Genomic DNA, 25457 nt, shown 5'->3' with positions numbered 1-25457 from the left:
AGTTCTGCCAACAATATCATTATTATACCATTCATTTCTCAAAAAAATCTTTAAAAATTTCTGCAGTTCTTAAAAGTCTTTTTGAGATTTTCCTGATATTCTGGTAGATGTAGGGGCCGGAAGCTCCGGCAGAGAGGAGTTATCATAAATGAAATGGAGAAAAATACTGGCCGCAGGGATGGGCCTTGTACTGGCTGCAGGACTGATGTCCGGATGCGGAGACCAAAAAAAAGAAACAGGTAACGGAAAGAAAGATGACCAGGAAAAAGCCATGGGGCGCTATGTGGAGGAGGACTTAAAGCCGCCTGTACAGGACGGGGAAACCCCTCTGGGCGCATATAAAAAGGATGGGATCATCCATTTGTATACTTCAGGCGGCAGCCAGGATTCGGGTACAAAATATTATTCCTATCAATATCAGGATGGACAATGGTCAGAGGCGCAGGAGGACGCAGGCTTGACTGCTATGGCATCTGATTTTTTGCTGAATCATCTGGAATATGGGCAGGATGGGAATGTGTACGCAATGGGGGCACCGACAAACCCAACGGATGAGATGCCTTACGGATGGCATATATTTAAGAATATCCAAGATGGAGATACATGGGAAGATGTTACTCCTGAGAATCTGACAAAGGCTGATGAAAATGGGCTTGCTGTCTTGGTGACGGATGTGGATGCACTGGCAGACGGCAGTCTGTGTGTGGCAAACGGAAGCTCAGGACAAGCCGAACTCTATAAGGACGGAGAAAAAGTCTTCTCTGCTGATATGGAGCCAATGATGTCAAACTTCCAGAACACGATCAGCACCTCAAAGAACAGGTTGGCTGTGACAGCAAAAGACGGAAAAAGTATTACTTTTTATAACACAGACGATTTTTCAGAGACAGGCAGTGCAGCGCTTACAAAAAAAGGAGAATCCTTTAATCTTGCACCCGGTGCTGACGGAGCATGGTACTGTCTGACAGAAGGCGGGATTGTACGTTTCCAGGAAACAGGGGATCTTATGGAGACCCTGCTTGACGGTTCCTATGGAAAGATGGGGGCAACGGGAGCCGGCGTTATATCATTCTTTAGTGGGGATGATGATGAGCTTTATGCCTTATACAATGAGTATGACAAAGGCGGCCTGTTCTTGGCTCGCTATACTTACAAAAAAGATATGCCGGTCTCAGCGGATAACACGCTTACGGTCTATGGACTAAAAGAAAATAAGACCGTACAGCAGGCCATCCGTCTGTTCCAGACCCAGAATCCTGATGTAAGGGTAAATTACAGCTATGCGGTGGGAGAATACGAAAAACCAAGCTCCGATGATATCCGCAATCTGAATACAGAACTTTTGGGCGGAAAAGGAGCCGATGTGTTAATTTTAGATAGTCTGCCGGTGGATTCCTATATAGAAAAAGGAGTTCTCGCTGACATCAGCAGCCTTAGAGAGGAACTGGTAAAAGACGGCGGTATGCTGGAGAATGTGGCAGGGGCTATGGAAAGAGATGGAAAGGTTTACGGACTTCCGGCCCGCATGGGACTGCCGCTCATGGCTTCCAAGGATGACAGCAGCAAGGCTCTTGAGAGTATTGAGGCGTTGACCTCTTACCTGGGTGAAAATCCGGAGGCGCCGGTACTGGGAGATACTGTACACACCAATGCTGCGAAGACTTTGCTTGCCGTCATGTATGAGGAACTTGTAAAAGAGGATGGAAGTATTGATGAAGAGAAGATGGCAGAGTTTATAGATGACTATCTGCAGATTTGCAAAAACATGGATACACAGAGTCTGGAAGAAGCTTATGGATATGATCCTGAAGACACGGAGGATCGGAACATATATTTCTCATCAGGCTATTTTACCGGCTATAGAGACGGGACCGTGTCGTTATATGAGCTGCAGGGATACAGCAGCATGATGTATCCGGTCTATAGTATCAAGAAAGCGGGAATCGAACCAAAGGCAGTCAAAAATTACTATGTCCCATATACAATAGCAGGGATCAATGCGTCAACCAATCAGCAGGAAACGGCTGAACTGTTTATCAAAGCGCTGATGTCTGATGATGTGCAGGGCAGCGAGACCTGGGACGGTTTTCCTGTTACGGAGAGTGCGTTCAATAATATGATAGCATATGCAGACACGGACATAGCACAGAAGGATACGACGGCCAGCACCTACAGAGACCCAAAAACAGGGGAGGAAGTCATGGAAGAGTATGGGAATGCTGACGGACAGACGGTGCAGACCTATCTGGATCTGATCCGCACACTGGATGATCCGTTTATTCCAAACCAAACACTGTATGACACTGTCTTGGAGGAAATGGAGAAATGTTATGAGGGTACAGAGACATCTGCGGAGGCGGCAAAAGCCATTGTCCAGAAAATGGACACCTACCTGTCAGAATAAAACAGCATACGCATTTCTGGCACCCAGTCTGCTGGGACTGCTGGTCTTTGTCCTTCTGCCTTTCGGGGATGTGATACGACGCTCCTTTTTCCAGGCAGTGGGAGGACTGTTTGTGGGACTTGATAATTACAGGGAGGTGCTGGACAACAGTGCCTTTAGGCAGGCACTTGGCAATACAGTGCGGTTTCTCGGCATGTGTCTGCCTTTGCTTTTGGTCCTGTCGTTTCTGGCAGCCATTTTCTTGAACAGTATCACCGGGTTTGCCAGGATACTGCGGGCGGGATTTCTCCTGCCCATGGCAATCCCTGTGGCGTCCGTTGTTGTCTTCTGGAAACTTTTATTTGACCAGAAAGGTGTGGTCAATCAGATTTTGGAAACACTGCATCTGACAGGGCAGGACTGGATGAATACGGGGTACGCTTTTTGGATCTTGGTGGGTTCTTACTTATGGAAGAATATGGGGTATGATATTGTGCTGTGGATCGCAGCTCTGTCCGCTATTGGGGAGGAGCAGTATGAGGCAGCCAGAGTCAGCGGCGCAGGTGCATTTCAGTGCTTTCGGTATATTACGCTGCCGCAGATGAAAAGCAGTGTTTTTCTCATCGGGGTCCTGTCCTTTGTGAATGCGTTCCGGGTGTTCCGGGAGGCGTATCTGATCGCAGGGGATTATCCCCATGAGAGTATTTATATGCTGCAGCATTTGTTCAACAATTGGTTTACAAAGCTGGATATACAAAAAATGAGTGCAGCAGCAGTTTTCATGGCAATTGCAGTGAGTGTGATCCTGGTATTGGTGGAATGGTGGAATGAAAGGCAGGAGAACCGTGAATAAGAAAAAGACAGTGCGAACAGCAGTGCTGACCATATTCTGCCTTCTGTTCTGGGTACCTGTGCTTGTCATGTTCCCCAATTCATTTATGGGGGCTGAGGAGCTGAAAATATCTTACGGCGGGGTATTGGGAGGAGGTACGGAAGCGGTCCGTTTGGAACTGCTTCCGGTTTATCCAACCCTGAAGCCATATGTGGAACTGCTGCTGGATTCGCCGGGTTTCTTTGTTATGTTCTGGAATTCCGTTAAGCAGGTGGTGCCTATTCTGATCGGGCAGGTGCTGGTCGGTATGCCGGCAGCGTGGGCGTTTGGGAGGTACCGCTTCCGGGGACGCCGGATATTATTTTTATTATATATGATTTTGATGATCATGCCTTTTCAGGTTACCATGGTATCCAGTTATCTGGTACTTTCGGGACTGTCTCTTATGGATACCCATCTGGCAATTATCCTGCCTGGGATTTTCTCGGCATTTCCCGTATTTATCATGCAGAAGTTCTTCCGCTCCATCCCGGATGCCCTTGTGGAGGCAGCCATGGTGGACGGGGCCGGACAGTTTAAAATTTTTCTGCATGTGGGAGTGCCGCTGGGACGGCCCGGCATTATGGCGTCAGTGCTGCTTAATTTTCTGGAATACTGGAATGCCATCGAGGCACCCATGACATTTCTGAAGACAAAATCAAAGCTGCCTCTTTCCCTCTACCTTCCGCAGATCACTACGGACCAGGTGGGGAGTTCCTTTGCGGCGTCAATCGTGATGATGCTGCCGGCAGTGCTTATATTTTTATGGGGACAGGAGTATTTGGAGCAGGGGATCGTGGCATCGGGATTAAAGGAGTAGTTATGAAAAAAAAAGCAGGAAAAGCAGTGATATATTTTTTAGTGCTGATGCTGTGCTGTACTGTGGCTGCAAGGGCAGCCTCCTCCATAACGGTTGCCAAGGTAAAGACTACCAAGGTGGGGAAAGGGGTGCTGACCCAGCTTGTGACAGGCAGCGGAACGGTAACGGCAAAAGAGCAGTACAGCCAGTCTCTGCCGGAGGGACAGAAGGTGAAGAAAGTTCTTGTGAAACCCCAGACCGCAGTGGAGGCAGGACAGGCGCTGGTACAGTTGGATATGGATTACCTGGCAGAGAAGATAGAGGAAAAGAACAGGGAGATAGAAAAGCTGAAACTGCAGCTTGAACAGCAGAAGCTGGCAGGCCAGGAGGATGCCCGCACGCCCGAGACGGCTCTGGCACAGATTGCCTTGAACAACGCGGAAATACTGCTGGACCAGGCCCAGGCCGATTATGACCAGGCGGCAGCGGAGTATGAGAGTTTGGCGAATAATCCTCCGGCTGCGGACAGCGGTCAGGCACAGGACAGCGGCCTGTCTGGTGACCAGGGAGAAGGTTCTGATACAGCGGGGGAAACATCCCAGAGTGGCAATTCTTCCGGGGCCGGGGAATATGAACAGTGGGAGCAGGAGGTACAGGCGGCAAAAGATAAAATGCAGAGTGCTGCAGATACTTTAAACAGCCAGGCCATTTCTTATAATCAGGCGGTGGAGCAGTATAATTTAGCCAGCCAAAATGAGGCAAACGCGCAGCAGAACGAAGAAAAAAAGCAAAGATCCAATTCTCTTACTGTGGAGGGGGTTCAGGTAGATATTGAAGGCGCGGAAGCAGCGCTTAAAAAACTGACAGATATTCAGAATGTGGAGGGGATTGTAAGCGCCGCATCCTCGGGCATTTTCCAATCTGCAGGTGTGACAGAAGGCACTGTGACTGCTGGGACAGAACAGATCATCATTGCATCACAGGCCGCAGAGGTAAAAGGAATTATTGACCAGGCGGATGTAGGTAAAATACAGGAAGGTGATAAAATAAATATAAAGTTTTCAGGAAATACAGAGACTTTGGAAGTTAAGGCAGAGAGATTTGAACAGGCCTCCGCTCAGGAGACACCATCCCAGGAAGGGGCAGGCCAGGCAGAATCGGGTGGAATGGTCTGGTATGGACAGGTCGGCGAAAAACAGCTGAAAACCGGTACACCCTTTACTTATGAGGTAAGTAAAGAATCGGGTTCTTATGAACAGGTGATACCTTTGAGTGCCCTGCATCAGGTGCAGGGACAGACATGTGTGCTGACTGCAGAGGTAAGGGATGGTATTTTGGGGCAGGTTTATACTGCCGTGTCTGTTCCGGTAACCGTTTTGGATAAGGATGAGAAATACGCTGCTGTGAAGTCAGCTATAAACCAAAAGAGCCTTATCATAACAGAATCCAGTAAATATGTAGAGGAGGGAAATCAGGTACGGTTAGAGTGAGAAAAAAAGAGATGAGTTTTCTTCTGGCAGTTTTTCTTTTGATAATTTTTGCGGGAATCGGAACCTTCTGCTATAGTAGTTTAAGGAAACACGCTGCCGGGGAGCTGGGCCTTGTGTACCGCAGTACATTTGTGACCAGGGAACAGATGGAAACCTGGTGGCAGAATGCCGGAGAAGATGAAAGAAAATATATAAAGGATATGACACTGTGGAAAGCGCCGGAGGAGGTAAACGCAGTCAATACGTCTCTGGGACAGAGTGCAAAGGTACAGCTTATCAAGGCAGCGGGGAATATGAATTTGATCATGCCCGGAAAACTGTGCGGGGGAAGCCTGGTGAGTGATGGTGACAACACGGGATGTGTGGTCAGTAAAACACTTGCCCAGAAGCTTAATGTGGATGAAACGGGGGGAAGTATACAAGTATCAGGAAAACAATATCAGGTCAGAGGGATTTTGGACAGCAGCGAGGCTGTCTGCATCATACAGGGAGAGAGCGGTACTTTATACAGCAGGGTACAGGTGCAGTATAGAAATATGCCGGCATCCAGCGCGGAGCAGATGCTCTCGGGACTGCTTCCCGGAACTGCGGATGTGAGAGCAGAAGGGGATTTATTCCGCGGGCTGGGGGGATTATTCCTCATGGCCCCCCTGTGGGTTTTATTTGCCAGGTCCGCTGCCGGGCTTCGACGTGTTTACCGTAATGCAAAATGGAAGAACTGGATAAAGGAACTTTGCAGTATTTGCTTTCCTGTGCTGGTGATTGGAGGGATTGGACTTTTAGTGCTGCTGAGTTTTCATTTTTCTGATGACTATATACCTGGAGCCTGGTCGGATTTTTCTTTCTTTTCCAAACTGGCAGCAGAAAAGGCCGGGGATATGAAAGGGCTCATAACCCAGGCTCTTGACTACCGTGACAGAGATATGCTGCTTGGGACAGCAGGCTGTATGCTGGCAGGCAGTGTATCTTCTGTGATCATTCTGAAGTTTCTTCGTCCACCCTTCGGTTTTTATAATAATAAATCAAATCATCATCCGTGATCTCCCGCAGCACTTTGCATGGGTTTCCCACAGCAATGCAGTCTGCGGGAATATCTTTTGTCACAATGCTTCCGGCACCAATGACAGAGTGGTCGCCAATGGTAACTCCGGGCATGATGATCACACCGCTTCCAATCCATACGTCGTCACCAATGGTGACAGGGAAGGAATACATTTCCCCGTGGGGGCGGAGTTTATAATGCACAGGATGTCCTGTTGTGCTTATGGTGACATTTGGGGCAAAGAGTACGCCCCTGCCTATTGTTATCTTATAGTCATCCACTAAAGTCAGATTGGAGTTGATGTATGTATTGTCTCCGATCGTAACGGTTTTGCCGAATGCCAGGGTAAGGGGCGGTTCGATCCATACATCTTTCCCTAAGGAGCCGAAGATCTCAGAAAGTAAAGCCATTCTCTTCTCTTTCTCTTCCGGTCTTGTGTGGTTAAAATCATAGGTCAGCCCCCGTGCTCTTACCTGGGCGGCCATGGCCTCGGGGGTGTCTGTCCACAGCAGTCCTTTTGCTTTTCGTTCTTCCATTGTCATGGGATATTTCCTCCTTGATATTAAATAGTTATATTTTTCAGCCATTTTTTGCCCTTATAATGTTTCAGGACGAACGGCGTCTTGACCAGTTCATGCAGATTCATAATTATGTAAACCGTTACCGGAGGAAGCTTCCAGACAAAGCCCAGGAACAAACCTATCAGTACGGAATAACACCACATTACAAAGAAATCACAGTACAGACCAAATTTCGTATCCCCTCCGGCACAGAAAATGCCGCAGATGGCAGTGTTGGTAAAAGAGGAAAGTACAGCGTTTAAGGCCAGCAGCAGATACATGTTGTTCAGGTCCGTCAGGGCCTGGGGGGAGAGGCGGACGATCCCTGTCACCAGGGGTTTTAAAAGGAGCATGAGTACAGCACCGGCCAGGCCGCTTATGAGCGCAGCCTTTATAAGCTTTGAGGCATCTCTCTCAGCCTTTCTATAATTACTTTGTCCCAGTTCCTTGCCAAGCAGCACAGCGCCGCCCTCCGCAAAACCAAAACATACCACAGTAGCAAGTCCCTGTACCACAGAAGCCACAGAGTTGGCAGCCACAATGTCAGAGCCAAGATGTCCCATGATAGCAGAGAGGACAGCAGTGGCGCCTCCCCATACAAAGCCTTCCGCAGTGACCGGAAGGGAATACCGGAGAAAGTTCTTTGTGAGAACACTGCCCGCATCGTGAAAATCATCCCGTGAAAGATGTATTTTTTTGATCAGGCCTGCGTCCAGCGCGCACAGACCCAGCTCCGCCGCCCTGGATATGACGGTAGAAATGGCAACTCCGGTTACGCCAAGTTTTGGAAATCCAAATAAACCGAAGATAAATACTGCATTTAAGAATACATTGGCTGCCAGTGTGACAGAACCGATGGCAGCGCTCCTTCCCACCTGCTGGATGGATTTCAGTATACACAGGTAAATCTGAGACACGCCCATAAAGAGGTAGGCGAAAGCTATGATCCGCAGATATTCCGCCCCTGTTTGAATCAAATCCGGGTCTGAGGTAAAGATATGCATAAGCTGTGTGGGCATAAAAAAGGCCAGGATGAAAAAGAGCAGGGAAACACCCATGGAAAAACGGAGCACAACCAGGGTGAGCCGGCGGATGGAGGCAGTGTCATGTTTTCCCCAATACTGGGCAGTCATGGCAGTGGTTCCTGTCCGCAGCCCCACATACACCAGATTCAGGACAAATTGGACCTGATTGGCAAGGGAAACGGCAGAGAGGGATGTCTGGTTGACATAACTAAGCATTAAAACATCAGCCGAACCCACAGCCGTGGTAAGCAGGCTCTGCAATACAATTGGAAAGGTAATAAAAATCAGGGCTTTGAGAAAATCATCTTTTATTTTCAATGTTGTCTCCTTGTGCAAATATACATTTATAGATATAATTATATTAACTTTTATTGCAAAAAGCTTTAAAAATATCTGTTAAAAATTGCAAAATATTGATGAAAAGAGGAAATGTATGGCAGAGAAATGTATTCCGGTCGACAAAGAGCTTTGTTCTACGCTTTCATTTGGCACCTATTCTTTTCCCGCGGAGATCTTCTACGATGATTTGGATGAGTATGCCAACAATTTTGTGAACTGGCACAAGCAGAGGGAAGTGGAAATTTCTCAGATTCTGGAGGGGGAGGCTGAAGTGCAGGTTTTGGAGAAGAAGATCAGTTTGAGGGCAGGTGACGTTTTTTTGATCCTGCCTCATGCACTTCACATGGTTAAAAAAGGGGCGGGGAAGATAGCCAGATACCGTACCATTATTTTTGACCCGGTTCTGCTGTATGGGTATAAAGGCAGTTATTTTTATGAGGAATATTACAGGACATTTGCAGCGCAGCCCTTTTATCATTTTGCGGATACGGGGAAATCCTGGGAGCGGGAGGCAGCGGCGCATTTGGAAGGCCTGTTTGCCGGGTTCAGGGAGGTTACGGAACATAGGGAGCTGTGTATATGCAGGCATTTGCAACAATTATGGCTGTCTTTATGTGAGAACTTGTCTGACAGCAGCGGGAAAGTTGACTGCAGCGAACAGGAGCAGCAGCGAACAGCAGTGCTCCTTAATTTTCTGCATGAACATTACAGGGAGAAATTCACACTGGACCAGCTTGCGGCTTCTGCGCATATCAGCAAAGGAGAGTGCTGCCGGTTTTTTAAAAAGATGGTACATATGACGCCATGGGAGTATCTGCTGGAATACCGGCTGTCACGGAGCATGGAGCTCTTGGACAAGAAAGATTTAAACATTTCAGAGGTGGCGGAGATGACGGGTTTCAGTACGGTAAGCTATTATATTACGGAATTTAAAAAGAAAATGGGGGATACACCACTGGGATACAGGAAAAACAGACTGAAATAAAAAAGGCCTGGCAAAGCATGAGTCTGTGAACCGCAGCATAAAAGTTATATATTTTGAAAAAGCTGACAGAAAGTCTTTACAGAGGAAGGGAAGGGTAGTATTATATAGATGAACGATATATAGATAATCTATATAGTAGATGTTGGAGGCATGATCAGGACTTTGTTTTAGTCCGGGGTTTTTTAGAAGGGGGGTTGATGTTTATGAAAACCAGGGGAGGAGAGATCATACTGAGTATTGCAGCCTTATGCATAGGAATGGGGCTATTGGCAGATACCGGTTTGACTTTCGGAATGCGGGTATTATACGGGAAGAGCAGTGCTGTCAGAAAGGAGGAACCGTGATGGGATCAAACAAACCGGATAAAAGTCTGCTGTCAGGCAGCACAACGCTTCTGCTTCTTCAGCTTCTCTCAGAGCGTGAAATGTATGGATATGAAATGATAGAGACACTGAGAGACAGGTCACAGAATGTATTTGAACTGAGGGCAGGGACACTTTATCCCCTTCTCCATGGGCTGGAGGAAAAGGGATTTCTGGAGTCCTATGAGAAGGAAGCGGGCAAAAAGACAAGAAAATACTACAGGATCACAAAAAAAGGCCGCAAACATCTGGACGGGAAAAAGGAAGAGTGGGAGACGTACGAGACGGCAGTCAGACGCGTACTGGGAGGGCCGGCCTATGAAGGTTCATGAATATCTGAAACTTGTGGAAGAGCAGATCCACTGTAAAAGTATCTGGGAAGATATCAGACTGGAACTGCTGGGGCATATGGAGGAGGATACAGAATATTTCCGGAAAAAGGGGATGAGCCGGGAAGAGGCAGTGGAAAGAGCAGTAAAAGAGATGGGCGACCCGGTGGAGACAGGCATAGAGCTTGACAAGGTGCACAGGACCCGGCTGGATGTAAAGCTTTTGCTGTTTTTTATAGGGATAGATCTGCTGATGATGGTTCTGGTGTTGGCGTATTTTGGCAGCAGTTTAGGTGATGTGCTGGGGAGAAATCTGATCATGTGGCGGGGAATGGGGATTTTCTTTCTGCTGTTGTTTTCTTTTGGAAAGTACATGGAAGAATATTTCTCCAGGCCATATCAGCTTTGGCTGCTTTTTTTTATATTTAGCGGTGTGTTTTTAGTGCTGAGCATTTTCAGCGGCCCCTTCAAGGGCACCGGGTTTTATATCACAGACACAGCCTATCAGAGTATGCTGTTTGGCACAGCCCCAGGTTTTGGCCTGCTGACCTTCTATTATCGAAAAGGGGGATATGGTGAAGTACACCGGCTTTTAGGTATTGCCGGGATTGTGTGTCTCCTCAGCGTGATTCCGGGGGAATTCTTTTATACATTTTCGATCATATTGACCCATGTACTGATTCTCACAATAGCAGTGCGAAGAGGCTGGTTTCACATCAAGAGACGGGAGTTTCTCATAAAAATCTGGAGTGTTCCTGTAGTGCTGTCTCTCATTGGAGCCGGAATCATATATAAAGGATGCAAAGACCATTTGGTTATGCGCAGCGTCCGGGCATACATGGAGCTGGATGATACGCCGGGAATCCTGATGCGGATGTTGGGCAGTGCAGGTATTTGGGGAATCTTTTTAATGATATTGCTTATAGTGGGTGTATTTCTGTGGATGCTGCATGATATCAGAAAACTGACCAACCAATACTGCAATATTATATGTACTGGTGTACTGGCCGCGTTTGTTATGATGGTTTTGAATTCTGTGCTGGCTATGATGGGATTTGGCGATATAAACCAGGTGTATTTTCCGTTTTTCTCTGTTAACGGATACAGTAACGGGTGTGCGGTCTACATCTATTATGTTCTTGTGGGGACGTTTCTTCATATGCATAGACACGATAAAGTCCTGCCAAAGTCGGAGATGCCTACTAAGAGAGCGGCCTGACAGAGGATGGGCTTCAGATACCATATATGGTTTAGTCAGAGCACCATATATACCTAAGCCCATAGGAATACTGATCTTAAGGATAAAGCATTTAAAAATAAGGATGTGAAGTAAGAGTGATCATTATCTAAAAGGTCATGCAGGGGGACGCTGGTACACTACACAGCGGCCCCCATTCAACTGTAAAGTAAATTCTTTTACCGCCTCAAAAAATATTATCTAAATTTCCCAACACCCATTTATATAGGTAAGTAAAAACCCATTTACTATGCAGATTCACTATATTTTTCGTCTGCTCTTGCTGTTTTCCTTTTTTTTGTGTATAGTCTGCGGTATAGAGAAATATATGATTGGTATACATAGTGAAGGAGGGATTTCATGCACCGGGACAGGTTTTATCTGTCGGACAAGATCAGGGCGTACATAGAGAGCGCCCATATAAAAGAAGGAGAACGGCTTCCCTCTAATGAGGAACTGGCAGGACAGTTCGGTGTGCAGAAAGGAACTGTGCGGGCTGCGCTGGAACGTCTGAAGGAGGAAGGGATTGTGTACAGTGTAAAAGGCGTCGGTACATTTGCGGCAAAGAGGAAGATACTCAGAAATATGGAACGTTTTGAGTCTTTTTCCCAGATGGCACAGCAAAATGGAAGTACAGTAACCACGAAAGTGCTGTCCTGCCGTGTGATTCCGGCGGGATATACACTGGCAGAGGAATTCGGTCTGCCCTCTTGGGCGGATATCACAGAGATTGTCCGTCTCCGCAAGGCGGACCGGGAGACAGCAGCCCTGGAAATCTCCCACATTCCCGCTTATCTTGTTCCGGAACTGGAAAGTAAGCCGCTGGGCGGCTCTCTGTACTGTCTTTTGGAAGAAGAATACAGGATTCACCTGATACAGGGAAAACAGACCATGACTGTGAGGGCGGCCGAGGAGGAGGAGGCAAAGCTTCTGAAATGCAGCCAGGGGGATGCGCTGGCAGTGATGGAAATGCGGGCATTTGATCAGGATGGACATAAGGTGGAGTATGCCTGCTCCCTTACAAGAGGTGACAGATGCAGGTTCACCAGTATTTTAAGGATGGAGGCATGAACGATGCAGCAGGTCTGCGCATGTACTGCGCTGACCGTTCGGCAGCCAGGCAAAAATCCCATCGCCCAAGGCGATTGTGCATGGATCTTTGCTGGTGGCTGTGAGGGTGCAGAACAGTTAGGAGGAAGAATATGAGACTGGCAGCGATCGGTGATAACTGCGTGGATTTTTATGAGAGGCAGGGATGGGCCTATCCCGGCGGAAACGCAGTAAATGTGGCTGTCTACGGGCGGCAGCTGGATATGGATACCGCATATCTGGGATGGATCGGGACAGATACTTTTGGGGACATGATGCAGGAAAAGCTGAGAGAGCAGGGGGTGGAAACTATCCGTATGCAGAGAAAAGAGGGAAAAACCGCAGTTACTTACATAGAACTTCTGGACGGTGACAGAAAATTCGGGGAGGATTTCCTGAATGTTTTGGAAGGGTTTCAACTGTCCGGTGAGGATCTGCAGTATCTGGCAGGCTTTGACTGCGTACACATGGCGGTCTGGGGACAATGCGATGCCTGTCTTGGCAAACTGCCGCCTGAAGTAAAAGTTTCCTATGATTTTTCAAATAAGTACTGGGAGGAAAAGATAGAAAAATTAGCCCCCTATCTTGACTATGCCTTTTTTTCCTGTGAGAAGGACAATGCCTTTACCAGAGATCTTCTGAAACGTGTGAAGGAACAAGGGGCAGGCTTAGTCACTGCCACATTGGGGGAAAACGGCAGTGTGGCCTATGACGGAAAAGAGTTTGTCACCTGTGGTATTACAGGCACAAATGTGGTGGACACGCTTGGAGCGGGAGACTCCTATATTGCCGGATTTTTAAGCAAAGCCCTGGAGGGGGAACCGCTGAAAACCTGTATGGAGGCCGGGGCGGAAAAAGCAGCTCTTACGATCGGCCATTTCGGGGCCTGGTAATATGGGGGGCGGCGAGCGATTTGTGTACCCCCGCATAGCAGGGGCCATACGAAAGAAAATAGAAAACAGGGAATATCCGCTGGGCAGCAAAATGCCTTCAGAGCGGGAATTGGCGAAAGAATTTTATGTAAACCGTCTGACTGTGCGGCGGGCGCTTGCCATACTGGAGAGTGAAGGCCTTATACAGAGAAAACAGGGGGCCGGCACCTTTGCGTCCTCTGTGCCAAGAAAAGGAGATGTGTGCCGCCTCTGCGGATTTACCCAGACCATGAAGGAACAGGGAAGAAAGGCGGGCAGCAGGATCCTGGCATGGAGAATGCTGTCCTGTGCGCCTCTGTATTCAGATATGGAGGAACAGGCAGTGGGCCGGGGCGTGCATGAGATCGTGCGTCTCCGCCTGGGCGATAACCTTCCCGTGTCCGTGGAATATACTTATATCCCCGCAGATATTCTGGGAGAGGTACACTCCTGCAATCCGGAAGCTTCTTCCCTCTATGAGATCATGGAACAGAGGGGCGTGGAGCTTCATGAGTCCAGACAGGAAGTGACCATCATAAAAGCGGGGAAAAAAGAGGCAAAATGGCTTGAAATACCGGAGGGAAGCAGTGTTTTTCTCTTTACGTTCCAGACATATGACAGGCAGGGAAGGGTGGTGGAATACTGCAGGGCCTATATGAGGACAGATAAAGTGAAACTGGAAATAGAACTGAAGCAGCCGTAGGAACAGCGGGGAGATATCCGGCTTACTCCGGGCATGATAGAAAAAAGAGAAAGGAAGAAAGCGTATGTTAAGATTAAACAAAGAAGAGGTTCATTTTTTAGTGACAGCAGATATGAAAAATGAAGTGGCAGATTTTTTGGAAATAGTGGATGCCAAGACAGCGCCTATACTGGCATACATAAAAGAAAAACGGGTTGAGCGCATCTGCTTTATCGGCTGCGGCAGCTCCAGCGCTGCCGGAAGTACGGCAAAATACCTGGCGGATAAATATACAACCCTGGCAGTAAATGCATACACAGGATGGGAGTTTATAGACTCCATGCCTGTCTATGGGAATAAAAATATGCTGGCAGTCTTTATTTCCCAGTCAGGAACAACAGAGGAGATTGTAGAAGGGCTCAGAAAAGCCAGGAAACAGGGGATCATGACAGTTGGAGTGTGCAATCAGAGGGAAGACAATCCCCTGGGAATGGAGGCGGACTATGTGGTGGATTACCATGCGGAGGCTATGTGGGAGTGCCAGCTTGCCGCACTTTATACCCTGATCGCCTGCATAGCCCTAGAACGGGGGGAGAGCACAGAAGTCATGGAAAAGATACTGTCGGATATGAAACTTCTGCCGGAGGTGCTTGGGTATCATATTGAGCATTTTGAGGAGAAGGCTTTGGAAATGACAAAACCACTTCGGAACCTGAAAGGGTTCTACACCGTATCCGCCAGCTCTATGGTACCTCTTGCCTATAAGGAAGGCGTCATTACCGGCATGGAATTCCTCTGGTCCCACGGCGCCGTGATACAGGCCGGTGAATTCCGTCACGGCCCTCTGGAAATCGTGGAATCCGGTGTTCCGTTTTTATTTTTACTGCCCACAGATTCATCCAGGGCAATCACACAGAGGGCGCTTCAGTTTGTGGAGCGATGGAAGGGAACGGCAATCGTACTGGACTATGCGGATTTTGCCATGGGACTCCATGCAGATTTGGCACCTTTTGTAATGTTTGTACCTCTGGAATGGTTCTGTTACTATTTTTCTGTGGTGAGGGACCACAATCCGGATGAACGCAGATATTACGGTGTTGTGGAGTATTAATATAGTAAATAAATTTACTAGTTATAGAGGAAAAGGGCTGTTTTTAGACGAAAACAGCCCTATTCTTTTGTGTGGATTTACTAAATATAAGGGGTATAAATTTATATAAAACTTATAAAAATATCCGATATGTACAATTATAGCAGAAAAACCCTAAATGTATTGTTGACAAATTCTATTATTTCAAGTATTGTGAGGATGTAAGGAATGCAAATAAATTTACTAAATAATAAATATATTAACTAAACAATATGACCGTTGCGATGACCATCCAGCAGGCCGGCATGTTTACTGCATTTATTGCAGGAACGTTCCTTTCGGAGGACGCGGAAAGTGGTTCTGCATGGACGGCTGTCTGTAAATGTGAGTACCGGATCGTACGCGTGAAGTTAATTAAGAGGTGGGGATATGGCTACAATACGGGATGTCGCCCAGAGAGCCGGGGTATCTGCTGCATCCGTATCCAGGGTTCTGAAAAATGACTCTACATTTTCCGTCTCTCAGAAGACAAGGGAAAGAATCCTGGAGGCAGCAGGTGAACTGGGATACAACAAATGTTTTGAATATTCAGCTATACAGGGTACAAGAGGGACCATAGGTATTATGCTCCTGTACGGCGAGGCAGAGGAAGTGGAAGACAGATTTTATCAGGTCATCCGCATGAACATAAAAATGGAACTGGAGAAAAACGGGTTCAAAGTAAAAGAGGTGTTTGAGCCCATGCTGGATGTGGGCGCACCCAGAATTTCCGGTTACCAGGGGCTTGTTTTTGTGGGGTACTCCACACTTTGGTATCAGAAGAAGGCATTCAGGCGGGCTGTTCTGGACTCCGGGCTGCCGGTGGTATGTGCGGATTTTCAGCTAAGAGATGAGAAACTTACAGCCGACTGTGTAGTAAATGATTTTAAGCAGGCTGTAAAAAAAGCTATAGATCTGTTCCTGAAAAAAGGGTTTGACACCATTGGGTATATGGGGACCTACGGGCTGGAAGTCAACGGAAAGCTTCACAGGGATGAACGGTTTCTATATTTCCGCCAGATCATGAAAAGCCTGGAAAAATATGACGAAAAATACATTTACCTTGCCCAGTCCAACCACACCCAGTTTGGGTACAGGCTGGGAAAAGAGATCATCCGGCGGGGAAGGCTTCCCAGAGCCGTATTTGTAGAGAACGATACCATGGCGATCGGATTTTTGAAAGCTCTTGTGGAGGAAAAAATATCTGTTCCGGGTGATGTGGCTATCATCGGCTGCAACGATGACCAGGCAGCGTCTTTTGTGACACCGGCGCTTTCCACCGTGAAGCTGCATAACGACCTGATTGGAATGATGGCCGCCAAGACACTGATGGAATGTCTCTGGACCGACAGGGAACAGGGATTGAAGATAATCGTACCAAATCAATTGATTCTCAGGGAAAGCTGCCCTGAATAAAAAAAGGGGGAAAATATGGAATACTTATACAGACACATGGATTGGAGCAATATAGAAGTCCTTGGCAGGAACCGCCTCCCGGTCAGACCGTTTTATTGCGGCTATCCGGACCGGGAATCAGCCAAAAGAGGGATCAGGGAGGAAAGCCCGAATTTCCGTCTGCTGAACGGACAGTGGAAATTTGCCTATTATGGATCGCCGTTTTATGTACCTGACGGGTGCGTGCAGGAAAGCTATGATGACCGGGCGTTTGGCACCATGCCGGTTCCGGGGCACTGGCAGCTAAGTGGTTATGATTCGCCCCATTATAATGATGCAGTGGCGCTTTTCCCCATCCTGGATGATCCTGGCATACAGGCGGATAACCCCACCGGAGTTTACCGCCATGCGTTTCGGGAGGAGAAGCAGGAAGACAGGGAATACATCCTGCGGTTTGACGGCGTGGAGAGTGCTTACCATGTATGGCTTAACGGCATCTTCATAGGATACAGCCAGGGTTCCCGCAACACGGCTGAGTTTGATGTGACAGAGGCTTTGAAGGATGGGGACAATATGCTGGCAGTGACCGTCTATAAATTCTGTGACGGCAGTTATCTGGAAAACCAGGATATGTGGTGGTTTGCCGGAATCATCAGGGATGTGTCCCTGATACAGAGACCGAAGCAGCATATGCTGGACTGCCGGATCACATCCGGGCTGGTTTTGGAACAGGAGGGACCATGTACTGTCCGGGCGGGAGAGAAAAAAGGAAATTTCCGTCTGGAGGCTGTATTGGAAAACCATACGGAGGAGGAGACAGCGCTCACCATAGAGACAGAATTGTTTGACGGGGGGCAGGTTATTTTTAAAGACACCCGGGAGATATGCGGTAAAAAGGGTGAAACAGAGTATTTCACAGAGGCGGTACTGGACGGCATACGCCCCTGGTCGGCAGAGCAGCCCAACCTGTACCGGCTGGTCATCACATTAAAAAGAGAGGGCAAAGTCCTGGAATCCTACGGCGAGTGGACCGGTTTCAGAAACATTTGTCTGAGAGACGGACTGTTCCTGGTAAATGGAAAGGCCATAAAATTAAAAGGCGTAAACAGGCACGACTGGAATGAAAATACAGGAAGGTGTATTACAAAAGAGGACATGCTGGCTGACCTATATTTAATGAAGCAGAACAACATCAATGCAGTGCGCACCTCCCATTATCCGGCCCACCCGGACTTTCTGGACCTGTGCGACCGTCTTGGGTTTTATGTGATGGAGGAAGCTGACCTGGAATGCAACCAGATGGCATATACCAAAAACATGAACCGGATCAGTGATGATACGCTCTGGGAAAAAAGTTATGTCGACCGGGCGGAACGCATGGTGAGAAGAGATAAAAACCATCCCAGTATCCTGTTCTGGTCACTGGGAAATGAGTCGGGATTCGGAAGCAGCTTTGTAGCCAGCGGAAGGTTTATAAAAGAGTATGACCCCACCAGGCTGGTCCATTATGAGGAAGACAGGGACGCTTCCATAGCGGATGTGTACAGCACTATGTATACCAGGCATAAGGCCCTGGAGGACCTGGGAAGAGACACCACAAAAAAGAAACCCCACGTGGTATGCGAATATGCCCACGCCATGGGAAACGGTCCGGGAGGATTAAAGGAATACTGGGAAATTTTTGAGCGGTATCCCAGACTGCAGGGCGGTTTTATCTGGGAATGGATCGACCATGGGATCAAAAAATATGACAGGGACGGCAGAGGCTATTATACATACGGCGGAGACTACGGGGATCATCCAAACAGCGGTGCATTTTGCTGTGACGGCCTGATCCAGGCTGACAGAAGGCCCACCCCCAGTATTTTACAGGTGAAAAAAGTGATGGAGCCTGTAAAATTCACCGGGTTTGATAGGACTGCAGGAGAAATCACAGTTCACAATAAATATGATTTTACAGACTTATCCCATCTGGAATGCACATTCAAAGTCTATACACTGCAGGGCGTTTTGCTGGAAGGTAAGGCGGACGTGGACGGAATTGCCCCCCAGGAAAGCAGACGCATTGTTCTGTATGACCCAGCGGAGGCGGAAAATTGGACCAAAGAACAGGATATCTGGCTGATGATCTCTGTATGCTTCAAAGAAAAACAGGAATGGTCCGTGGAGGAGCATGATGAAGCCGCCTTCCATCAGGAGTGTATCAGCGAGGCGGTACAGGCGTTGTTATCAGATTCCGGGGACACAGTAAAGTGCATAAGATCCGGTTTGGACGGCGAAAGCGCGGCAAAGGGTTCCGAAACCGGGGAGGCTGCGGGACTGCGCATGACAGAAAAGTGCGGGACCATCTATATAGAAGGCAGGAATTTCACCGCTTTGTTTGACCGGGTCCACGGATATTTAAGCGGTTATACCTTGAATGGGGAACGCCTGATCAGGAAGGGCCTTGGCCTTAACTTCTGGAGGGCGCCTGTTGACAATGACAAGAATGCGGCAGAGATATGGGAAAAAGCCATGCTGAAAGCCATGACAAACCTTGTGGAACAAGTGTCAGTGGAGGAGCGGGAGCAGGAAGTCATCATATCTGTTTCGCAGATATACGCACCCATTACCGTTGACTGGAAAGTCATTGTAAAGGCAGAATACCGCTTCACTTCCGATGGTCTCATAACCATGAAATACAATGGGGTGCCCACCGGTGTACAGCTCCCGGAGAGTTTCCCCCGGATCGGTATGCGGTTTGTGCTGGACAAAGCCTGTGAACAGGCAGTCTGGTACGGAAGGGGGCCTCTGGAGACATACCCGGACTGCAAAGAAGGCGATCCGGTGGGCTGCTGGGAGAAACGGACAGAGGACTTTTACTTCCCCTATGTGGTGCCCCAGGAGACGGGAAACCACCAGGATACCCGCTGGGCCGCATTTGTGACCGGGGCGGGAAACGGGGTCTGCATAGCATCCGGGGAAGTATTCTCCTTTGGAGCCCTGCATTACACCCAGGAAGATTTGACACAGGCAGCCCACACAAATGAGCTTCACAGGACAGAACATATCCAATTGTCGGTTGACTATGCGCAGCATGGTCTTGGAAGCGCAAGCTGGGGCGCTGAATGTCTGGAAAAAGACAGGCTGTATCCGGAACCGTTTACATTTACCTGGAAGATTTTCGGGACCAGGCGGGAGACGCTTACAGAGCAGGCGGAGCAATACAGGAGAAGGTAAGAAAGGAAGGCAAAAATGGCTGGGGGAAAAGAAAAAAGAAAGAACTTTGTGAACAAAAAAACAGCGCCGTATATATTTTTACTGCCAATGATAGTCCTGTTTGGGGTGTTCATGGTCTATCCGGTAATAAAATCCCTGGGGCTGAGCTTCTATGATTTTGAGGGCGGGGAGTACCTGTTCTGCGGCTTCAATAATTATGTGACCATGTTCCGGGACCCGGTGTTCTGGAAGTCCCTGGGAAATACTTTTATTTATCTGGCGATCCAGGTACCCGTTATGGTGATCCTTTCCCTGGTGCTGGGCGTTCTGGTGGAGGAAAATTTCCTGAAATTCAGGACTTGTTACCGGATCAGCGTGTTCCTGCCATCTGTTACAGCACTGGTTGCATATGCTATGATCTTTAAACTGCTGTTCAACACGGATTTTGGTCTGGTAAACCATCTTCTCCGGTCTATAGGCTGGAGCGGTGTGGACTGGCTGAACTCCGTGTGGGGCGCCAGGGCAGTTGTCATTATGGGCATTACCTGGAGATGGACCGGATATAACACCATCATCATGATCGCGGGCCTGAAGGGAATCCCCACGGAGCTGTATGAATCAGCGGATATGGACGGGGCATCCTTCCTGCAGAAATTCTTCCGGATCACGGTTCCCATGGTAAAATCCATTATCCTCTTTGTGAGCATCACCTCCACCATCGGAACCCTGCAGTTGTTTGACGAGTCCTTTGTACTGACAAAAGGAGGGCCGGACAATGCCACGATAACTATTGGGCATTATTTGTACAACACCGGATTTTCCTACTACAAATTCGGGTATGCGGCAGCACTCAGTTATGCCCTGGTGATCATCATAGGCATACTGTCCTTTGTCCAGTTCAAGGCTACAAACGGAGGTGACAATTAGTGAAAACAACAGGAAAGAAAATAAGCGGACGCAAGATTTTTACCTATGTGTTCCTGACCATTGCGGCACTGATCTCCCTGTTTCCCTTTTATTTTATGTTCGTATCCGCCACGAACACCAATGCGGAGATCCTAAGTGCGGCGCCAAAACTGTTTTTTGGTTCCCATCTGGCAGAAAACTTCGCAAACCTGAACAAAAAGATGGACCTTGTGAGGATACTTACGAATTCCACCATTATGACAGTCAGCTATACAGCCCTTGCCATTGTACTGCATTCCATGGCGGGATATGCGCTGGCGAAGTTTGAATTCAAAGGGAAGGGACTGCTGTTCGGTCTGATCATGATAACCATGATGATTCCCGCCCAGGTCATGTATGTGCCTCTGTTCACGCTGATGAACAACATCGGCTGGGCCAACACGTATCAGGCAGTGGTGCTTCCCGGTCTTGCGGGAGCCTTTGGTATCTTTCTGATGCGGCAGAATATGCTGGCATTTCCAACTTCCCTGATCGAGGCAGCCAGAATAGACGGCTGCGGGGAGATCGGCATTTTTCTGAAGGTGGTGCTTCCCTCCCAGAAACCTGCGGTGGGTGCCCTTGGAATCTATATGTTTATGAGTATGTGGAACAACTTTATGTGGCCGTTGATCATTCTCAGTACAAAATCCATGTACAACTTCCCGGTAGCGCTGGCTATGCTGGACGGCGTGGTGTGGAGAAAAGACTACGGTGTGATCATGCTGGCAACGGTCTGCGCGGTACTGCCGATCATGATCATCTTTCTGGTATTCCAGAAACAGTTTGTGGCAGGTGTTATGGGCGGAGCGGTGAAAGAGTAGTGCGTCTGGTTCTGTAAAAAAATTTAGGAGGATATAAATATGAAAAAGAAACAAGCAGCAGCAATGGTAACAGCAGCAGTGATGGCATTGTCTCTGACAGCATGCGGCGGAGGCGGAGGAGCCGGCAAAGATGCGTCCGGTGACAAGGAAGGCGGTCTTTCCGGGGAGATCACGATCTGGAGCTGGGACGTGGCACTGGCCCATTTAGAAGCGTGGTCAGAGAAATTCCAGGAGGAGAACCCGGATGTAACCTTTAATTTTGAGGAGATGGGCGTGGACCAGGTGTATCAGAAGATGACCACCTGCCTGCAGTCCGGTATCGGGCTTCCGGATATTGTCTCCATTGAGGGTGAGCAGATGGCAAAATTCGGAGAAAAGTTCCCCGGAAAATTTGAAGAGTTCACGGATATGATCAACCCTGACGATTTCTTTCCTATTAAAATGTCAGAGTGTACCGTTGACGGCAAAGTCATTGCTTATCCCTGGGATTCCGGCCCCTGCGGCATGTTCTACAGAAGCGACCTGTTCGAGCAGGCAGGGATCAAGGCAGAAGACATTGTGACCTGGGATGATTTCATTGAGGCGGGAAAAGTATTAAAGGAAAAAACGGGCGCTGATATGCTCTGCATGGCAGAATCCAGAAATGATACCACTTACAGACTTCTCATGATGGAGGGCGGCGGCTTCTACTTTGACAAGGACGGCAGTACCCAGGTGGATTCTGAGGCTTCAGTCCAGGCCATGGAGACCTGTAAGAAAATGTACGATGCAGGCATTACGTTCAACAATTCCTCCTGGGACGATATGGTGGCCGGTATGGGCGCGGACAAGTTCGCGTGCATCGCGGATGCAGTATGGATGGTCGGTTCCATCAAAGACGCGGTTCCTGACCAGGACGGCAAGTGGGCGGTAATGCCCCTCCCAAAATTCCAGGCAGACCAGGAGGCCCAGGGCGCATCCAACGGCGGTTCTGTCCTGGCAGTCCCCTCAGCCAGCAAAAGCGCGGAGGCTTCCAAAGCATTTGTAAAATTCGTTATGGAGGATGTGGACGCCAATGTGGAAGGATTCCGGAATTACGGACTGTACCCCTCTTACCTGAAAGCACTGGAGTCTGACGTGTTCAAAGAGGGCGACGATTTCTTCGGAGGCCAGCAGATTTTTGACCTGTTTACAGAGATCGGAAAGACGGTTCCTCAGGTAAACTACACTGCCAACTTTGCGGAGGCGCTGGAGATGTCCAAGAATTCCATGGCAAAAGTCATGCTGAACAATGGTGACCCCACAGAGGTTCTGAATGGGGAGCAGGAGGAAATGAAAGCCAAATTCGGAAAATAGCAGTATATTCATAAATAGAACATTGCAAAACGGGTGTCTGAAGCATATTCAAACACCCGTTTTAAAAAGGATGGAGGTTTCTGTGTACGGAAAAAAGGCTATAAAACGAGAGATTTATCAAATCATTATTCCGATGATACTGGAAAACATACTTCAAATTTCAGCGAACCTGGTGATCACGGCTATGGTGGGACGGCTGCTTGCAAACGACATTTCCGCACAGGGGATCTGTATCCGGATCACGGATACTTTATGGTGTTTTTATAAGGGTGTGGCCATTGGAGCCACGGTCCTGATCGCCCGGGCGTACGGCGGGGGCAGGCACCAGGAGTGCAGGAAAATCGCGGAGCAGACCATGCTCACGGAACTGATCATTGTACTTGTCTTCCAGGTGGTGCTGTATTTTCAGGCACCGCTTTTTCTGGGGTTTTTCTCAAAGGATGCCCAGATCCTTTCCCTGGCCCAGGGGTATATGAAGACCATTGTGTTCGGTTTTCCCTTTGTGGTGATCATGACAGTGGTGACAGCTTCTTTCCAGGGATACGGCAACACGAAAGTGCCTATGTATATTGCGGTGCTCATGAATGTGGTCAATATCATCTGCGGCTACTGTTTTATCTTCGGTGCGTTCGGCATTCCGGGTATGGGGATCAAAGGCGCGGCCACAGCTCTTGTGACAGCCCAGGCAGTGGGTGCGTGCACCGGGCTGTATCTGCTGTATAAAAAGAAGGGCGGGCTGTTTCGGAAAATGCCCGCGGCCCACAGGTTCTTCAGTTTTGACAGACGGTGTATTAACGAAATCTACACCACAGGGATCCCGGCAGCGCTGGAGAGTATGTTCTGGCAGTTTTCTGCCATTATTTTGAGCAAGGTGATCCTGTTTTACGGAAACCAGGCATTTGCCGCATACCAGCTCGGCATACAGGCGGAGGAGATCACGGAGATGCCGGCTATTGGTTTCAGCACAGCGTCCACCACGCTGGCCGCCAGGGCTATTGGCAGGCAGGATGAGGAACTGCGCAGGGTTTATTTCAAAGAGCTGTTAAAAGTCGGGGTGGTCATCAGTTCAATTACCTCTGTGCTCCTGATCGTTCTGCCCCAGTTCTTTATGACACTGATGACGGATAAGCCTGAGCTGCAGGCCATAGGTGTTGTGTATGTGTTTGTTATGGGATTTATCCAGATACCTCAGAATCTGTCCAGGATTTACAACGGGACCATCAGGGCCATGGGCTACAAGAATGCCCCTATGCTGGTGGCGGGATTTGGTATTTGGATCGTGAGGATTCCGCTGTGTATGCTGGCCGCCTATGTACTGGGCCTGCCTTTGACGGCCATCTGGATCATTATTGCAGTGGATCAGATATCCAGGTTCCTGCTCAGTGCCGGATTATATTACCGGATCAACAGAAAGCGTGAGCGAATACTGGAAGCGGCACAGAACGGATGAGTAAGAGATGATAAATTTGAAAAGGAAAGATGAATATGAGCAGAGAATTTTTATACGGGCTGCTGGAAACAGCCTCTGTTTCCGGTTTTGAGGAGGAGATCCAGCAAAAGGTCATTAAATACGCAGGGGAATTTGCAGATGAGATCTACACGGATGAAATCGCCGATGTGGTGAGTGTTATAAACCCGGCGTCAAAGGTCAAAGTCATGCTGTCTGCCCATATGGATGAGATTGGCCTCATGGTGTCACATATTACGGAAAAAGGAATGCTCCATGTATCCAAGGCGGGCGGTATTTATCCGGGCACTTATCCTGGGCAGAAGGTCAGAGTTATGCATGAGGGAAATGTGGTTTACGGTGCAGTCCGCAACCACAGTTCCCTGAACAAGAAAGAGTTGGAGATCACAGATATCATCATTGATATCGGAGCGGTTTCAAAGGAAGACGCCATGGCTGCCGCAGCGTGCGGGGACCCGGTGATCTTTGACACGGATCACAGAGAGCTTTTAAATGACAGGCTCTGCGCCAGGGGCCTTGACAACCGCCTGGGCGGGTACATCATCCTGGAAGCGGCGAAAAAAGCAAAGGAGCAGGGCTGTACATGCGGTGTCTATGCAGCGGCCACCGTGGGGGAGGAGCTAACAAAACACGGGGCTTCCTGGTGCGCGTCCCGTATCGCCCCCACCCTGGCAGTTGTGGTGGATGTGACATATACCAGTGATTATGAGGGCGCAAGGGCCATTGAAAACGGGGAGATCCTTCTGGGCGGAGGACCTGTTTTCCTGCAGAATTCCTTCAGCCATAAAATGCTGGTGGGGCGGCTTAAAAAAGCTGCACAGAATCTGGACATAAAGTACCAGTGGGAGAACGGCTGCGGCAGGACCTGTACGGATGCAGATGCCATTCATGTGGCAGGCAGGGGGATTCCCACCACAGTTATGTCCATACCTCTTCGGTATATGCACAATCCGGCAGAGGTGTGCAGTATGGAGGACGTGCAGGGCTGTATTGATGTACTTGCAGAATTTTTATGCGGGATTGGGCCTGATATTTGTCTGAAGCCCCTGGAAGGATGAGGTG

22 protein-coding genes are annotated in these 25457 nt (G+C 48.6%); 20 read left to right on the top strand and 2 right to left on the bottom strand.

The genetic code is table 11. The annotated features are described in order from the left end of the window. Nucleotides 1-148: 148 nt before the first annotated feature. The 5 genes from A4V09_RS18015 to A4V09_RS17995 are packed head-to-tail and all read left to right on the top strand — an operon-like array spanning nt 149 to nt 6583. The gene (locus A4V09_RS18015; RefSeq protein WP_065543557.1) at nt 149-2404 is read left to right on the top strand and encodes an ABC transporter substrate-binding protein; all 2256 of its coding nucleotides are present in this window, start codon (nt 149-151) and stop codon (nt 2402-2404) included. Beyond that, complete coding sequence (locus tag A4V09_RS18010) at nt 2331-3236, top strand: carbohydrate ABC transporter permease (RefSeq protein WP_065543556.1); 906 nt, start codon at nt 2331-2333, stop codon at nt 3234-3236. Before A4V09_RS18015 ends, A4V09_RS18010 begins: the two co-directional genes overlap by 74 nt. Beyond that, nucleotides 3211-4074: a carbohydrate ABC transporter permease gene (locus A4V09_RS18005; RefSeq protein WP_065543555.1), complete on the top strand. Its 864-nt coding sequence runs from the start codon at nt 3211-3213 to the stop codon at nt 4072-4074. Before A4V09_RS18010 ends, A4V09_RS18005 begins: the two co-directional genes overlap by 26 nt. A gap of 2 nt (nt 4075-4076) precedes the next feature. Beyond that, the gene (locus tag A4V09_RS18000) at nt 4077-5543 is read left to right on the top strand and encodes an HlyD family secretion protein (protein ID WP_065543554.1); all 1467 of its coding nucleotides are present in this window, start codon (nt 4077-4079) and stop codon (nt 5541-5543) included. Continuing rightward, a complete protein-coding gene (locus A4V09_RS17995; RefSeq protein ID WP_065543553.1) occupies nt 5540-6583 on the top strand; it encodes a hypothetical protein in 1044 nt (347 codons plus the stop codon). The genes A4V09_RS18000 and A4V09_RS17995 overlap by 4 nt, the downstream gene beginning before the upstream one ends. On the opposite strand, the gene A4V09_RS26540 is transcribed toward A4V09_RS17995, so the two are convergent. Further along, nucleotides 6519-7127 carry a maltose acetyltransferase domain-containing protein gene (locus tag A4V09_RS26540; RefSeq protein ID WP_065543552.1) on the bottom strand — a complete coding sequence of 203 codons (609 nt, stop codon included), beginning with the start codon at nt 7125-7127 and terminating at the stop codon, nt 6519-6521. The genes A4V09_RS17995 and A4V09_RS26540 overlap by 65 nt on opposite strands. Before the next feature lie 20 nt (nt 7128-7147). Then, a complete protein-coding gene (locus A4V09_RS17985; protein WP_065543551.1) occupies nt 7148-8488 on the bottom strand; it encodes an MATE family efflux transporter in 1341 nt (446 codons plus the stop codon). A 115-nt stretch (nt 8489-8603) separates the two neighbouring features. Between A4V09_RS17985 and A4V09_RS17980 the strand changes: the two genes are divergently transcribed. From A4V09_RS17980 to A4V09_RS17915, 15 genes are all read left to right on the top strand, one after another. Continuing rightward, complete coding sequence (locus tag A4V09_RS17980; RefSeq protein WP_065543550.1) at nt 8604-9494, top strand: helix-turn-helix domain-containing protein; 891 nt, start codon at nt 8604-8606, stop codon at nt 9492-9494. A gap of 203 nt (nt 9495-9697) precedes the next feature. Next, nucleotides 9698-9838: a hypothetical protein gene (locus A4V09_RS24610; protein ID WP_157123523.1), complete on the top strand. Its 141-nt coding sequence runs from the start codon at nt 9698-9700 to the stop codon at nt 9836-9838. Next, on the top strand, nt 9838-10188 hold the full coding sequence (locus A4V09_RS17975) for a PadR family transcriptional regulator (protein ID WP_065543549.1): 351 nt from the start codon (nt 9838-9840) through the stop codon (nt 10186-10188). Before A4V09_RS24610 ends, A4V09_RS17975 begins: the two co-directional genes overlap by 1 nt. Next, nucleotides 10175-11404 (top strand): permease prefix domain 1-containing protein, encoded by a 1230-nt coding sequence (locus tag A4V09_RS17970; protein ID WP_065543548.1) that lies wholly within the window; start codon nt 10175-10177, stop codon nt 11402-11404. The genes A4V09_RS17975 and A4V09_RS17970 overlap by 14 nt, the downstream gene beginning before the upstream one ends. Nucleotides 11405-11782: 378 nt before the next feature. Further along, nucleotides 11783-12493, top strand: a complete 711-nt coding sequence (locus A4V09_RS17965) for a GntR family transcriptional regulator (protein ID WP_065543547.1) — start codon at nt 11783-11785, stop codon at nt 12491-12493. A gap of 131 nt (nt 12494-12624) precedes the next feature. Beyond that, nucleotides 12625-13404 (top strand): fructoselysine 6-kinase, encoded by a 780-nt coding sequence (frlD, locus tag A4V09_RS17960; protein WP_065543546.1) that lies wholly within the window; start codon nt 12625-12627, stop codon nt 13402-13404. 1 nt (nt 13405) lies between these two features. Further along, complete coding sequence (locus A4V09_RS17955) at nt 13406-14125, top strand: GntR family transcriptional regulator (protein WP_065543545.1); 720 nt, start codon at nt 13406-13408, stop codon at nt 14123-14125. Between the two features lie 64 nt (nt 14126-14189). Beyond that, nucleotides 14190-15215, top strand: a complete 1026-nt coding sequence (locus A4V09_RS17950; RefSeq protein ID WP_065543544.1) for an SIS domain-containing protein — start codon at nt 14190-14192, stop codon at nt 15213-15215. Between the two features lie 408 nt (nt 15216-15623). Continuing rightward, nucleotides 15624-16649 (top strand): LacI family DNA-binding transcriptional regulator, encoded by a 1026-nt coding sequence (locus A4V09_RS17945; protein ID WP_065543543.1) that lies wholly within the window; start codon nt 15624-15626, stop codon nt 16647-16649. Between the two features lie 15 nt (nt 16650-16664). Beyond that, nucleotides 16665-19847, top strand: coding sequence for a glycoside hydrolase family 2 TIM barrel-domain containing protein (locus tag A4V09_RS17940; RefSeq protein WP_065543542.1), 3183 nt, complete (start codon nt 16665-16667; stop codon nt 19845-19847). Between the two features lie 15 nt (nt 19848-19862). Further along, on the top strand, nt 19863-20753 hold the full coding sequence (locus A4V09_RS17935) for a carbohydrate ABC transporter permease (protein WP_065543541.1): 891 nt from the start codon (nt 19863-19865) through the stop codon (nt 20751-20753). After that, nucleotides 20753-21592, top strand: a complete 840-nt coding sequence (locus tag A4V09_RS17930) for a carbohydrate ABC transporter permease (RefSeq protein ID WP_084043658.1) — start codon at nt 20753-20755, stop codon at nt 21590-21592. Before A4V09_RS17935 ends, A4V09_RS17930 begins: the two co-directional genes overlap by 1 nt. A 39-nt stretch (nt 21593-21631) precedes the next feature. After that, nucleotides 21632-22927, top strand: a complete 1296-nt coding sequence (locus A4V09_RS17925) for an ABC transporter substrate-binding protein (protein WP_065543540.1) — start codon at nt 21632-21634, stop codon at nt 22925-22927. A gap of 82 nt (nt 22928-23009) precedes the next feature. Further along, on the top strand, nt 23010-24377 hold the full coding sequence (locus A4V09_RS17920) for an MATE family efflux transporter (RefSeq protein ID WP_157766974.1): 1368 nt from the start codon (nt 23010-23012) through the stop codon (nt 24375-24377). Between the two features lie 35 nt (nt 24378-24412). Next, nucleotides 24413-25453: a M20/M25/M40 family metallo-hydrolase gene (locus A4V09_RS17915; RefSeq protein ID WP_065543538.1), complete on the top strand. Its 1041-nt coding sequence runs from the start codon at nt 24413-24415 to the stop codon at nt 25451-25453. The last annotated feature ends 4 nt before the right edge of the window (nt 25454-25457 follow it).

It is taken from the genome of Blautia pseudococcoides (assembly GCF_001689125.2).
In the GTDB taxonomy this organism is placed as follows: domain Bacteria; phylum Bacillota; class Clostridia; order Lachnospirales; family Lachnospiraceae; genus Blautia; species Blautia pseudococcoides.
This window is presented reverse-complemented; position numbering and strand designations above follow the sequence as displayed.